General features: G+C 61.0%; 11 protein-coding genes and 1 pseudogene. 5 read left to right on the top strand and 7 right to left on the bottom strand.

Annotated features, from left to right (window positions below):
- Positions 1–178 precede the first annotated feature (178 nt).
- Positions 179–1159, top strand: a pseudogene (locus UIB01_RS22960) (AraC family transcriptional regulator); the annotation flags it as partial.
- A gap of 51 nt (positions 1160–1210) precedes the next feature.
- On the opposite strand, the gene gltS reads toward UIB01_RS22960, so the two are convergent.
- From gltS to UIB01_RS23155, 6 genes are read right to left on the bottom strand one after another with little or no spacing between them, the layout of a single operon-like run.
- Positions 1211–2431, bottom strand: coding sequence for a sodium/glutamate symporter (gene gltS, locus UIB01_RS20090; RefSeq protein ID WP_010563430.1), 1221 nt, complete (start codon positions 2429–2431; stop codon positions 1211–1213).
- Between the two features lie 15 nt (positions 2432–2446).
- On the bottom strand, positions 2447–3226 hold the full coding sequence (gene fabI, locus UIB01_RS20085; protein ID WP_010563431.1) for an enoyl-ACP reductase FabI: 780 nt from the start codon (positions 3224–3226) through the stop codon (positions 2447–2449).
- Positions 3223–4431 carry an acetate/propionate family kinase gene (locus UIB01_RS20080; RefSeq protein WP_003464233.1) on the bottom strand — a complete coding sequence of 403 codons (1209 nt, stop codon included), beginning with the start codon at positions 4429–4431 and terminating at the stop codon, positions 3223–3225. The genes fabI and UIB01_RS20080 overlap by 4 nt, the downstream gene beginning before the upstream one ends.
- Positions 4428–5360, bottom strand: coding sequence for a phosphate acetyltransferase (locus UIB01_RS20075; RefSeq protein WP_003464230.1), 933 nt, complete (start codon positions 5358–5360; stop codon positions 4428–4430). Before UIB01_RS20075 ends, UIB01_RS20080 begins: the two co-directional genes overlap by 4 nt.
- On the bottom strand, positions 5357–7906 hold the full coding sequence (locus tag UIB01_RS20070; protein ID WP_003464227.1) for a DUF3141 domain-containing protein: 2550 nt from the start codon (positions 7904–7906) through the stop codon (positions 5357–5359). The genes UIB01_RS20075 and UIB01_RS20070 overlap by 4 nt, the downstream gene beginning before the upstream one ends.
- 39 nt (positions 7907–7945) lie before the next feature.
- Entirely contained in the window at positions 7946–8095 is a 150-nt protein-coding gene (locus UIB01_RS23155) for a hypothetical protein (protein ID WP_153336801.1), read from the bottom strand.
- A 58-nt stretch (positions 8096–8153) separates the two neighbouring features.
- Here UIB01_RS23155 and UIB01_RS20065 point away from each other — a divergent pair, with 58 nt between their 5' ends.
- Complete coding sequence (locus UIB01_RS20065) at positions 8154–8720, top strand: phasin family protein (RefSeq protein WP_003464225.1); 567 nt, start codon at positions 8154–8156, stop codon at positions 8718–8720.
- A 34-nt stretch (positions 8721–8754) separates the two neighbouring features.
- On the opposite strand, the gene phaR is transcribed toward UIB01_RS20065, so the two are convergent.
- Positions 8755–9279 carry a polyhydroxyalkanoate synthesis repressor PhaR gene (gene phaR, locus UIB01_RS20060; protein ID WP_010563433.1) on the bottom strand — a complete coding sequence of 175 codons (525 nt, stop codon included), beginning with the start codon at positions 9277–9279 and terminating at the stop codon, positions 8755–8757.
- Positions 9280–9579: 300 nt separating this feature from the next.
- Here phaR and UIB01_RS20055 point away from each other — a divergent pair, with 300 nt between their 5' ends.
- Genes UIB01_RS20055 through UIB01_RS23325 form a run of 3 tightly spaced genes read left to right on the top strand, consistent with a single transcriptional unit; the run spans position 9580 to position 12697 of the window.
- Positions 9580–11502, top strand: coding sequence for an esterase/lipase family protein (locus tag UIB01_RS20055; protein WP_230585267.1), 1923 nt, complete (start codon positions 9580–9582; stop codon positions 11500–11502).
- On the top strand, positions 11499–12533 hold the full coding sequence (locus tag UIB01_RS20050) for an Lnb N-terminal periplasmic domain-containing protein (RefSeq protein WP_003464218.1): 1035 nt from the start codon (positions 11499–11501) through the stop codon (positions 12531–12533). Before UIB01_RS20055 ends, UIB01_RS20050 begins: the two co-directional genes overlap by 4 nt.
- On the top strand, positions 12533–12697 hold the full coding sequence (locus UIB01_RS23325; RefSeq protein WP_010563435.1) for a hypothetical protein: 165 nt from the start codon (positions 12533–12535) through the stop codon (positions 12695–12697). Before UIB01_RS20050 ends, UIB01_RS23325 begins: the two co-directional genes overlap by 1 nt.
- Positions 12698–12860: the final 163 nt, after the last annotated feature.

Below are 12860 nucleotides of genomic sequence, written 5' to 3'. Positions count from 1 at the left end.
GAACAATGTTTCTGGGTGACGCTGGGTTGTCCTTGCGCGCCAATTCTGTCGCGTTTTGACAGTGGTTCGGCCTGGTCTTGATCTGGATCAGGAAGAATGCCTTGCGGGCCTCTAATATGCGTATTTCACGGCGATCAATCGTTTGCCTTTCGGCTGGGAACGGGCGCAGAGGGATGCTATGTACAGGATCAGTTCCAGTTACGTCGGGATGCTGGTGGCTATGCTGCAGGCGGAGGGACTGGATGCGGTGCGTTTGTGTCGTGAGGCAGGAATCGATATGTGTTTGCTGGCACAGGAGGATGCGTTCTTCACGCGCGCTAGCGCCTATCGACTGATGGCGCTGGCCGAGTTGGATTCGGACAATCCGAATCTCGGCCTCAAGGCTGCCGTGCATTTCAAACCTGGCAGTTTCCAGTTGGTGGGCTACGTGATGATGTCCAGTGCCAACCTGAAACAGGCTCTGGAGCATTTTGTGCGTTTTCACTTGCTACTTGGCAATGGTGTCACTCTCGCACTGTCTCCTGAGCAAGGCGGGCGTCTGCGTTTGACATGTTTGGAGCATCCTGAAGAGGGCTGTCCCAGAAATCGAGCGTTTGAGGATGCCGGTGCCGCAGCCCTGTTGGGTTTTTGCCGTTGGCTGATGGGGGGAGGGCTGCCGCAACCGCTGCAATTCGATTTTGTCCATGACGAGCCGGGTAATCTCCCTGAATATCAGCAGTTATTCGGGTGTTCGTTACGTTTCGGTGCCCAGCACACTAGTGTCCTGTTCGACCAGCAAGAATTGTTGCGCCCGTTGAGCACGGCCAATGAGGCGCTTGCGTTGTTACATAAGCGCTTCGCCGAGTTTCGTCTGGGGCAGTTGGGTGGTGTCTCCTTGGGGGGGCGCGTGCGTGGCCTGATAATCGAGCGCCTGGGTCAGGAAGGATGCGACATGGAGTCGATCGGACTGGCTCTTTGCATGAGCAAGCGTACCCTGCAGCGAGGCCTGGAAAAGGAAGGGCTGAAGTTCAAGGACATTCTCGGTGATGTTCGCCGGCAGTCGGCCGATTATTACCTGTGCCGCAGCTCATACAGTCTGACCCAGGTGGCCGAGTACCTGGGGTTCCACGATCAGAGCAGTTTCCACAAGGCCTGCCTGCGCTGGTTCGGGAGGTCTCCGGGTCGATACCGGCTGGACGAAGGCGAGCAGAGTACGCCCCATGAGGATGTCTCAGATGCCGCTCATCAGGCTGATGATCAGTGCATTGACGATATCGATGAAGAAGCCGCAGACCAGCGGAACGATAATGAACGCCTGGTGCGCGGCTCCGTAGCGCTGAGTAACTGCCGTCATGTTGACGATGGCCGTTGCAGTTGAACCCAGGGCGATGCCGCCGAAGCCGGCGGCTATCACGCTGGCTTCGTAGTTGCGGCCCATACAACGGAAAACCAGCAATACGGTATAGAGGATCGTCAATGTTATCTGCAATGTCAGGGCTGTGACGACGAAGACCAGAACACCGCCTAACTGCCACAACTGCAGTCCCATCAGCGCCATGACTAGAAACATACCCAGGCAGATATCGGATATCAGCGCCAACCCTTGGCCGGCTCCGCTCCAGTGCTTGATGCGTTGACCGCCGATGGCTGCTTGCAACAGGTTACGAATGACGATCCCGGCCAACAGGCAACTGACAAACGAGGGGAGGGTGATTCCGCTGTTGAGCAGCAGCAAGTTGAAGCCGTGGCCCAACATCAGCGTCATGTTCAACCACATCCAGGCCCACAGGATGTCGTAATGGCTGATGGGGGCGGAGATGTCTGCCGAGGTTGCTGGTACTCCAACTTCCAGGTCTGAATCGCGAGAGGGGGTTAAGGCGTGGCGGCGTATCAGGTAGTTAGCGATCGGCCCGCCGATACAGCACGCTGCGATCAACCCCACTGTGTTACTGGCAATACCTAGCTCCATGGCATTTTCGATGCCCAATTGCTCGGTGAACAGCGGTGCCCAGGCCAGGGTGGTACCGACGCCGCCGGTGAGCGAGATCGAGCCGAGCATCAGGCCGGCTCTGGGATCCAGGCCGAAACCGCTGGCCACGCCCATACTCAGCAGGTTCTGCAAGACGATGAACACGCTGGCGAGTACCAGCAGAATTAGCAGCGGGCGGCCACCCTTGACCAGGTTGCGGATATCCGACTTCAACCCGATGCCTGCGAAGAAGTAGAGCAGCAGTACATCGCGTACCTCCAGGTCGAAGACCACTTCGATATCCAGTATGTAGAACAGAACGGCGGTAACAGCGGCACAAAGGAAGCCACCGAGCACTGGTTCTGGAATGCTGTAGCGGCCTAGTGGTTCGTAACGCTGTGCGAGCCTCTTGCCCGCGAACAGCAGCATGATCGCCAGAGTAAAACTGACCAGCCCCTCAACGAGAAAGGTATTGTCCTGCATGAAGAGTCCTTGCGGTTAGCCGAGGATGTTCAGGCCGCCATCGACGAAGTGGACGCCGCCAGTTTGGCCCTGACTGGCATTACTGACCAGCCATGCGCACAGACCGCCGACTTCTTCCAAGCTGACTAGGCGGCGCAGGGGCGCGCGATGGGTAGAGGTTTGCAGCAGGTGATCAAAGTCTTTCAGCCCGGATGCTGCTCGAGTCGGCATGGGGCCGGGGGAAATGGCATGCACGCGGATGTTGTGTGGCCCCAGCTCGGTGGCCAGGTAGCGCACACTTGATTCCAGGGCGGCTTTGACTGGGCCCATCAGTGCGTATCCTTCGATCGTTTCCTGGGCTCCCAAGTAACTCATGGTTACCAGACTGCCGCCCTGGGGCATCAACGGCTCGGCCAGGTGCGCCATGCGGATGAAGGAGTGGCAGGAAATGTCCATGGCCTGCTGAAAGCCGCTGCTGGAACTGTCCAGCAGGCGGCCGCGGATTTCCTCTTTGGGTGCGCTGGCCAGGCAGTGTACGACGAAGTCCAGTGATCCCCATTGCTCTGTAATGTGCTCGAATAGAGCCTCTAGCTCGCCGGGCCGGGTGACGTCCAGCGGCATCCGCACGCTGGCTTGCACCTGTTGCGCCAGGGGCTCGACATGCGCCCTGGCTTTCTCATTCAGCCAGGTGATGGCCAGTTCCGCGCCCATTTCATGTAGCGCTTGGGCACAGCCCCAGGCGATCGAATGGGTGTTTGCGATGCCTACCACCAGGCCGCGCTTGCCAGCCAGGGACAGACTTTCTTTGATGCTCATGGGTGTTGCTCCTGATACAGGTGCCAGCTATGGCGCGCGATGATGCTCTCTTCGTCGGTGGGGATGACCCATACTGATCGGGTGCTGGATGTACCGGATATAAGCTCGGCGTTGCGTCGGTTCGCCGTGTCGTCTAGCTGCAGCCCGAAGAGCGGCGCGAGATGCTGTAGTACCTGGGCACGCAGCTCAGCATCCTTCTCGCCGATACCGGCCGTGAATACCAGTGCGTCCAGTCCGCCCAGGCATGTGGCAAGCCGACCGACTTCCTGGGCGATACGGTAGGCGTAGTAGTCGATGGCCAGGGCCGCGCGCGGCTCGTTGCTGGCGCGTAGCTTGCGCATGTCGCTGCTGACCCCGGATATGCCGAGCAGGCCGGATTGTCTGTACAGCAGTTTTTCCAGCTCATCAACAGATATGCCTTGCCCCAGCAGGTACAGCAATACGCCTGGATCCACGGCGCCGCAGCGGCTTCCCATGGGTAAGCCGTCGAGAGCACTAAAACCTGTTGTCATTTCGATGCTGCGGCCAGCTTCGATAGCGCAAAGGCTGGAACCATTGCCTAGGTGAGCGATGACCAGCTTGCCAGTAGCGAGCTCCGGTGTTTTGTCGATTAGGCGCTGGCTGACGTATTCGAAGGACAGGCCATGAAAGCCGTAACGGCGTACGCCCTGTTCGTATAGCGCGTAGGGCAAGCCGAAGAGTTGACTGATTTCATTGCGTCCAGCATGGAAAGCCGTGTCGAAGCAGGCGATCTGGGGCAGTTGAGGGTCGTGCTCGAGCGCGGCATGGATTGCCGCGAGGTTGTGCGGTTGATGCAGTGGTGCCAGAGGCTCCAGCGTCTTCAGACGTGCCAGTGTAGTGTGATCCACGCGCACCGGTGCGCTGAAATCCATGCCCCCGTGCACCACACGATGGCCGATCAGCACCGGTGGGCGATCCTGTAGGCCTTCTTCAAGGACACGATAAATCTGCTGGAAGGCCGCCTGCATATTGGCAATCTGTTCCGGCTCGAAACTCGTGTCCTGCATTATCGTTCCGTCGGCCATGACGACCTGTAGACGTGGCGCCACGCCAATCCCGTCCAGCTTTCCGCGCGCCAGCAAGCGAGGTTGATCTTCGCCCCGGCGACCGGAGAATAGGCCGGTCTTAATGCTCGAAGAGCCTGCGTTGACGGTGACGATGAGTTCGTCCTGAACAGGGCTCATACAGGTATCCCCAGGCGAGCGCGCCGTGCTTCGGCAAGTAGCACGGCCAGCCCACAACTGGCGATGCGCGCTCTTGGACTGTCAGCGCGGCTGGTGAAAACAATAGGTACTCGGGCGCCAAGGACGATGCCAGCAGCTTCGGCTCCGGCTAGATAGATCAGCTGCTTGGCGAGGATGTTGCCCGCTTCCATGTCCGGTACCAGCAGGATGTCCGGGTCGCCGGCGACTTCTGAGTGGATACCCTTGACCCGCGCGGCTTCGGCGTTGATCGCATTGTCGAAGGCCAGTGGCCCGTCGAGCAGCGCGCCGTCGATCTGTCCGCGCCGGGACATGACCACCAGTGCGGCGGCCTCCAGGGTTGAAGGCAGCTTGGCGGTGACGGTTTCCACCGCCGACAGCAGCGCCACCTTGGGCTGTTCGATGCCGAGAGCGTGCAGCATCTGGATCACATTGCGGCAGATGTCGGCCTTGTCTTCCAGGCCGGGGAAGATGTTGACCGCCGCGTCGGTGACGAACAGCGGCTTGTGGTAGCTGGGCACGCTCATGGCGAACACATGGCTGAGGCGCCGTTCCGTGCGCAGACCGTTTTCGCGGTCGGCCACGGCATGCAGCAGTTCATCGCTGTGCAGGCTGCCTTTCATCAGCAACTCGCCACGGCCTTGGCGGATCAGGGCGACACCACGCTCGGCGGCGGCGTGGCTGTGTGGCACGTCCTCCACGGTCAGCCCGTCGATATCCAGACCGGCTTCGCTGGCGGTTGCCGCAATCTTCTGGCGCGGGCCAACCAGAATCGGTGTGATCAGCCCGGCCTGGGTGGCCTCCAGCGCCCCGCGTAGCGCGTTCGCCTCGCAAGGATGCACGACGATGGTGGGCAGCGGGCCAATCTCGGCGCAGCGGTTCAGCAGCGCCTGGTAGTGATCCAAGCTCATTCGGCGTTGCCTCCCTTGTCCGGGCTCGCGAGGCCAGGTGCGGGCGCGGAGCGGGTTGCCTTGATGCGTGCTGGTTTTTCCGGCGCGGCCACTGGGCTCCTGCTCCGGGTCGCTGCCGGGGGCGGGCTGGCATCAGTCTGTGCCTGCGCCTTGGCAGGCCGGGCGGCATTTTTCTTCCTTGGTCGCGTGGCGGCCTTGGACGTAGGGGCGTCCGCCTCGGGGAGGCGCAGGCTTGCCTGGATTTGCTCTGGCGGGCTGTCCACCGTGATGAGTGGCACGGATGGTTGGGCGAAATCCGGCAATGGGTGTTCGAGCAGATCATGCAACCGACGCCAAAGATCACCCACGGCACCCTCGGCGTACAGCAACTCAGGCACGAGGTGCGTGGCGGCTGTCAGGACGACTTCACGCTGGCTGGCCTTGGCTAGCAAAAGGGGCAAGGTGTTCAGGCTTTCCTCGGGGTGGGCGAAGACCAGTAGATCCTGCAGGCGGACGCTGTCACGTACGGCGAGAGGGTCGATGCCGAGCTGTTGCGAGAGCGTGCGAGCGCGCTGGGCGAGCTCTTCGATGCGTTCTTTGCCGAACCTGCCGCTGGCACGTGCGAGCAGGCAGAAAATGCGAATGAGCGCTTCCCGCTCCCCACCCTGGAGAAGCGAGTCGTGCAGATGCTCGATCAGAGCCTTGTCCCGTTGTTCTATGTGGCTCTGTTGCGAGCGCGGTGCTTGCCCTCCGGTCAGGGTGCTCAGCCCGCCGTAGAAGCTGTGGAAGAGCAACTCCTGGGATGCATCGCGGATGTCGCGATAACCATCGAGCTGGGCCTCGATGACGCTGGAGAATACCTCTTGCCAGGCAAGCAGGGGGTTGTTGGGGGATGCCGGGCGGCGATTGGTGCGGGTCAGGGCCGCGCTTCCCGCCAGCCACCAGAGGGCTGGATTGAGGCTGCTCCAGACGATCTGCTGCTGGTGAAATGGGTGGCTCTTGCGCAGGGATTCGGCGAGTGGTTCGTTGATCGCCCTGCGCATCCAGGGCCGCACGAACCAGTCGTAAAGCGTGCTGTTGAGTCCGGAGACGCGGTCGACCAGGGCGAATTCACGCTCGTCGCTTCGGCCATCTTCATCGTGGGCGAGAATATCGGCGATACGCCGGGACTCGAAATGTACCTGATACGCCTGGTCACCACTGGGGGATGCCGGTAGATCGTCGATCATCAACTCGTACAGGCCAGGCGACAGCAGGGCGATGGCATCGATGGCGCCGAGCAGCTGCCGGTGTTCGCGCCGGGCGACCTTGCCGGAGACGAAGATGCCCAGGTGGCCGATGCTGGCATGCTGCAGGTAGACGATGGTGCGTCCGGCGCTGCGCAGTGCCAGGTCGCTGGGGTAGACGTCGGCTATCCAGTTCAGTGCCTGCTGCGGCGGAGTGATGTTGTCGCCGTACGAGCAGAACACCACCACGGGCGCCTCGATGCGTTTCAGATCGATGCCGCTCGTGCGACCGGAACCGCCGGCCAGGCGGTTGCCGATGAACAGGTCGTCGACGATCACCTCGATCTCCTCGCTGTTGAGCAGGGTCGGGCTGCCCCACCAGCGTTCGAAATCGAGAAAGCGCGGGGTTTCGGCGTCGACGTCGCGGAACAGGTTGTAGTACTTGCTCCAGTAGGTGTTGGCCGGGTTCAGGCTCTCGAAGTTGCTGACCAGCCAGGTGCCGTCGAAGCGGCCGTTGCCCAGGTCGCTGCCCAGGCGGGTCATCCAGGCGCCGCCGAGCAGGCCGCCGGCATAGCGCATCGGGTTGCGCCCGTTGACGCCGGCCCAGTAGGACAGCGGCGCACCGTTGACGATCACCAGGCCCGGCAGTTCCGGACGTGCCGCCGCCAGGCCCATCAGCGCCCAGCCGGCCTGGCAGTTGCCGATCACCACCGGCTTGCCGGCCTCGGGATGGCGCGCGCTGACCGTTTCGATATAGCGGGCTTCGGCCTCGGCGATGTCGAGCAGGGTCTGGCCGGGCGCGGGGGCATGGCTGAAGGCGATGAAATAGGTCGGATGCCCGGCGCGCAGGCTTTCGCCAATTTCGGAGTCTTGCTTGAAGCCGCCGATGCCGGCGCCATGACCGCCGCGCGGATCGATGACGATGACCGGCTGACGCGTGGCATCGCTTGGCTGGTCAGCCGTTGGAAGGATGCGCAGCAGGGAATAGTTGACCGGATGAGGCAGGTCGTGGCCGTCGATCAGCACCTCGTAGGGAAACTTGAGCAGCAGGGGATAGCCGGCGCGCTCGTGGGCCAGGGTATTGTCGCCACGCTGGCGCAGTGCATCCCAGAACAGCAGGCCGCGTTGCCCGCAGTCGACCAGGTATTCCCAGCAGTCTCCCGGGCTGGGGGCACGCAGGCGACCTTCGTTGAGGGGCGCGAGCAGGGCCGCATGGCGTTGGCCGAAGGCATCGAGCATAAGCTTGCCGTGCAACTGCTGCAGACGGCTGAGGTGTTCGAACAGATTATGGAATGAGGAAAAGCTGTCTTCTCGCTTCGCAAAAAAACTTTCCTGGCTCATGAGCATTTCCTATCTCGGTGGCGTGCTAAAGGCCTGCGCTCAATCCTCCCCTTGGAGAGGCTGCATGGCGTTAAGGCTAGGTTTATAGCGAATCGCTGCGGCTTGGGCAAAATTTTTTTGCAGTGCAAAAAAGCTCTTGCGATCTTTTTTGTGCGGTGCAATATTATGCTGGCGCGGCAGCTCCATCATGGATGGCTTTCGCGTGTCAGGCCGTAGGTGGCCTTCCCCATTGCCAGGAGATCCGACCATGTCTTTTTTTGATTCGGAAAAACTGCAAAGCGCACAGAAAGCCAACCTTGACCTGCTGCAGCAGATCAGTGGCAAGGTATTCGAGAGCGTCGAGCAGCTCAGTCAGTTGCAATTCAAGGCGCTACGCGCTTCCAGTGGCGAGCAGTTCGACAGCTTGCGCAAGCTGCTGTCAGTGCGTGACCCGCAGGCCTTCGCCGAGTTGCAGGCGTCCTTCGCTCAGCCGGCAGCCCAGGCGGAGCGCCTGCTGGAGTTCAATCGCGAGGTGTACGATCTGGTCTCCAGCACGCAGGCGGATATCGCCAAGCTTGCCGAGCGCCAGGTCGAGGCGGGCACCAAGCAGGTGCGGGAACTGGTGGACGTTATCGCCAAAAACGCCCCGGCGGGTGCGGAACCGGCGGTAGCCGTGCTCAAGTCGGCACTGGAAAGCGCCGGCAGTGTCTATGAAAGCGCGCAGAAAGCCGCCAAGCAGGCAGCCGAGATCGCTGAGAACGGCATCGCTGCCGCCGCTTCCGCGGCCGGTCAGGCCACTCGTGAAGCCGGCAAGGCTGCGGGCGGGCGCAAGTAAGGCAGGGCGGCCGTGTCACGGACGGTGATGAGTTTCATTGCTCATCACCGTCTTTTTTCGTCTGCCTGAAATTGCCGGGTGGGATGCCGCCGAACATACCGAATAGGTTCTGGGTGCCCAAGTAGAGCTTCTTCGACTGTTCTACGTACTGGCTCATCATCTCCTGCATGACGGGCACCTGCTTGTGCATAAAGTCGCTCCAGGCCTGTGAGGATTGCACCCCGGTCTGGGTCTGGATTTCGATCACAGTCTGGATGCTCTTTTCCAGATAGTTGCCGAGCATGCCCTGGAATGGGCCATAGAAACGGATGATGCCCTTGAGCATATCGCTGGAGAAGAGCGGCTCGCCGTCGCTTTCCGCTTCCTGAATGATCTGCAGCAGGATGCTGCGAGTCAGATCCTCGCCAGTCTTGGCGTCGACCACCTGGAACGGTACTTCGTCGATGACCAACTGGCGGATGTCGGGGAGGGTGACGTGGGTGCTGGTATGGGTGTCGTACAAACGGCGGTTGGCGTATTTCTTGATCAGGCGTGGGGCTCTGTGGCCGTCATCGGACATGTGTAGCGTCTCATTATGAGTCGGAGTGTCTGTGGCAGGTATTATCTCAGGCCTCTCCCGGTGTAGATATATTGTTAATGCGGGGATAATTGGTTGTTTTAGTTTTTCGGATATAAGGCCGTAAGATATTCGCAGATACTTACTTGGGGCTGGCATCTACCGCCAGCAGAATCACTTCGCGCTGTATCAGTCGAGATGGCGTCTGAACCATATGCGGATCGTGATGATCCGCGCCATCTCCGACGTAATGGGTATCTACCGATTGTGAGCTCTTCAACTTATACCACCACTTCGTTCACTGTGAGTCGTTCACTGCGTTGCTTTCCGTCAGTCCTGCTGGTTCTAGTGCTGGCCGGGTGTGCAGGGGTCAAGGTCACGGCGGTCAGCAACAATGATTACCTGGCCCAGCGCCGCGGTGATGTGTTGACCACCGGCAACCTCAGTGCTTCGGCGGTTGCTGCCCTGCAGGTCGTGGGCAGTGATGAGAAGCGCTGCCTTGCTGACCTGCCGGCCTGCCGCGAGGCGCTGGACAGCACAACGGGGTTGCGTGACGAACAGCGGCTTTCCACGCTGGCCGAGCTGTGGCTGAAGGAAGCCCAGGACGGCGGCAAGGTGATGGCGGCGGAGGCCCGCACCGATGCCTACCTGGAGAGTGCCCGGTATGCCTACGCCTACCTCTTCCTGACCACCCGCACACCGAGCCAGCGCGCCCTGGAAGACCGGCAGACGCAGGTGCGCGACTACTACAACTTTTCGGTGCAGCAGGCGCTCGTCGAGGTCTTCGATCGCTACCGTGGACGGCCACCATCACCCGAGGACACTCAGGGTAATTTCCGCCTCAAGACCGGGCGCTGGACGATCGGCGGGCGCATGACCGATGTGAGGCTGGCCGATGACCGCCTGTTGCCGAAGGAGCTGATTCCGGCTGCGTCCCTGTCCTTTGGCGGGTTGCGCAACCAGTACCGTCGGGATGGACTGGGTGCCGAGTTGGTAGCGGTGACGGCCAAGCGCGTGGTGAGCAAGGGGAGCGATGAAATACCCTGGAGCGAAACCCCCTTCCCGGCGATTACTGCCGTGGCGCGCTTTCCCGGGGAGTCCCTGGAGCAGGTGTTGTCCACCTATCAGGTGGAAGTGATCGGTTATGACCCCTACCGGCAGGATTCGGTGGACATGGCAGGTGTGCAGGCGCCCCTGGCGGCCAACTTCACGTCGGGCTATGGCCTGTGGCTGGCGCGTTCCGGGTTTGCCCGGCAGTCCCTGCTGACTCTGGTCGGACGCGGCGAAGTGTTGGAACGCCCCCATGTCTACCTGCTGCAGCCGTTCGATCCCGACCGGCGCATCGTGGTCATGCTGCATGGCCTGGCCAGCAGCCCGGAGGCCTGGATCAACGTGGCCAATGAAGTGCTGGGCGACGAGGAACTGCGCCGCAATTACCAGATCTGGCAGGTCTACTACCCGACCAACCTGCCGCTGGCCGTCAACAATCAGGCCATCCGCGAGGCCATCGAGCAGACCTTGGCGAATTTCGATCCGCAAGGCACGGCCAAGGCCAGCCACGATATGGTGCTGGTCGGGCACAGCATGGGGGGCGTGTTGTCACGGCTGATGCTGTCCTCATCGGGTGACCAGTTGTGGGATGCCATGCTGGGAAGTTACGGGATGCAAGGCGCGCGCCTGGAAAAAGCCCGGGCGAAGCTCGGGCCCTACCTGTATTTCGAGCCATTGCCTCAGGTGAGCCGGGCCGTATTCGCTGCGGCGCCACACCGGGGTACCCCGTTTGCCGAAAATCGCGTGTCGCGCTGGGCCGCAGGGCTGGTGAAGATGCCGGTGTCGATGTTGAACCGTTTCAAGGAGGTTGCCCAAGTGCTGGTTGACCCCAATGCGGCGGCACCGGTCGCGTTGGTGCGCCCCCTCAACAGCATCGACAACCTGAGCAACCAGGACCCCTTCGTCAAGGCCGCAGCCGACCTGCCCATTTCGCCACGAGTGCACTATCACTCGATCATCGGCAACTACACGCCAGACCTCGAGGTCCTGCTGTCCAGTGACGGCGTGGTGCCGTACGCCAGCTCGCACCTGGCTGGCGCCGACTCGGAGCTGGTCGTGCCATCGTGGCACAGCGTGCAGGAAACACCGCAGGCGATCATCGAAATTCGCCGCGTGCTGCATGAACACCTCACCGGCCTGGCCAGCCCCAAGGTGGCTACGGTACGAGCGCCATGAACGGGCTGTTGGGTCTTCTCCTGCGCAGTGTCCTCGCGCTGTCGTTTTTTCTGATCATGGCCTGGGGCGTGCTGGCGCTGTTCTACCAGACTGGAGGGCTGGCAACCTGGGTGCTGATTGCGGGCTGGTGCCTGCTTGGCTGCATTCTGCAGGTTCTGCTGTGGCGCGGGCGTCCCATACTGGCGCTTGTCGGTCAGGTGCTTGTCTTCGCCGCGTTGCTGGTCTGGTGGACAAGCCTGGAACCGTCAAACCAGCGTATCTGGGCTGGTGATGTCGCGCAGATGACCCAGGGCGAGCTCGTGGGCAATCAGCTCATCCTGCACAATGTGCGCAACTTCAACTGGCGCAGCGATGATGACTATGACGTTGCCTGGGAAACACGTCGCTACGATCTCGACCAGCTCGCCTCGGTCGACCTGATCACCTCCTATTGGGGCATGCCGGCCATCGCCCATGTTCTGGTTTCTTTCGGCTTCACGGATGGGCGTTTTCTGACGTTCACCGTTGAGGTGCGCAAGGAGCAAGGCGAGGCCTATTCGGAGATTGGCGGTTTCTTCAAGCAGTTCGAGTTGAGCATCGTCGCCACTGACGAGCGTGATGCCTTGCGCGTGCGCACCAACGTGCGCGGCGAAGACAGCTATCTCTATCGTATTGCTATGCCCGACGAGGCGATGCGTGCGTTGCTGCTCTCCTATGTGCAGCAGGCCAACGCCCTGGTCGATCAGCCGCGTTTCTACAACACCATTACGGCCAACTGCACCACCATCGTTTTCGACATGCTGCAGACGATCATTGGCGGACTGCCGGTCGATTACCGTTTGCTGCTGACAGGCTACCTGCCGGCCTATGTCATGTCGGTCGGTGGCCTGCAGGGTGGCTACAGCCTCGATACGTTGCGTCAGCACGGGCGCTTTACCGAACGGGCACGGATGGCCAACGATGCGAGCGATTTTTCCAGGCAGATCCGGCGCGGAGTGCCCGGCTGGGTCTCTCCCACCGATACCAGCCACAATGATGAAGGCAGAGACTGATGCGAGAACTTGAAGTGATGATTGGCCTGATCGGCCTGGGATTCCTGCTCCTGATGGTCGGCTACAGCCGGCGGGAACGGGACAGTGGTGTGCTGGTGATGGCCACAGGGATAGTGGTGATGTTGGCTACCATTGGTTACAAAATCTACATTGAGCTGAGGTAATGAACCATCCTGCACTCGTTGTTTGTTAGTTTTTGCAGCAGAGCGCCCGTTCCGTGAGCTTAAGTCGGGGCGGAGGCTCTCGATGGGGTATTGGTGAGCTAGTTTTGAATTTCGATAAAGTAGCCTGATGACTTTACCAATGGGTGATGTCGCTTGGGTTGCC

Origin of the sequence: Stutzerimonas decontaminans, from assembly GCF_000661915.1 — a bacterium.
In the GTDB taxonomy this organism is placed as follows: Bacteria; Pseudomonadota; Gammaproteobacteria; order Pseudomonadales; family Pseudomonadaceae; genus Stutzerimonas; species Stutzerimonas decontaminans.
This window is presented reverse-complemented; position numbering and strand designations above follow the sequence as displayed.

Coding starts and splice junctions, on each gene's coding strand:
- UIB01_RS20080 (WP_003464233.1), bottom strand. CDS start 4,431: ATGAGCCCTGTTCAGGACGAACTCATCGTCACCGTCAACGCAGGCTCT.
- UIB01_RS20050 (WP_003464218.1), top strand. CDS start 11,499: ATGAACGGGCTGTTGGGTCTTCTCCTGCGCAGTGTCCTCGCGCTGTCG.
- phaR (WP_010563433.1), bottom strand. CDS start 9,279: ATGTCCGATGACGGCCACAGAGCCCCACGCCTGATCAAGAAATACGCC.
- UIB01_RS20065 (WP_003464225.1), top strand. CDS start 8,154: ATGTCTTTTTTTGATTCGGAAAAACTGCAAAGCGCACAGAAAGCCAAC.
- UIB01_RS23325 (WP_010563435.1), top strand. CDS start 12,533: ATGCGAGAACTTGAAGTGATGATTGGCCTGATCGGCCTGGGATTCCTG.
- gltS (WP_010563430.1), bottom strand. CDS start 2,431: ATGCAGGACAATACCTTTCTCGTTGAGGGGCTGGTCAGTTTTACTCTG.
- UIB01_RS23155 (WP_153336801.1), bottom strand. CDS start 8,095: ATGATGGAGCTGCCGCGCCAGCATAATATTGCACCGCACAAAAAAGAT.
- fabI (WP_010563431.1), bottom strand. CDS start 3,226: ATGAGCATCAAAGAAAGTCTGTCCCTGGCTGGCAAGCGCGGCCTGGTG.
- UIB01_RS20070 (WP_003464227.1), bottom strand. CDS start 7,906: ATGAGCCAGGAAAGTTTTTTTGCGAAGCGAGAAGACAGCTTTTCCTCA.
- UIB01_RS20075 (WP_003464230.1), bottom strand. CDS start 5,360: ATGAGCTTGGATCACTACCAGGCGCTGCTGAACCGCTGCGCCGAGATT.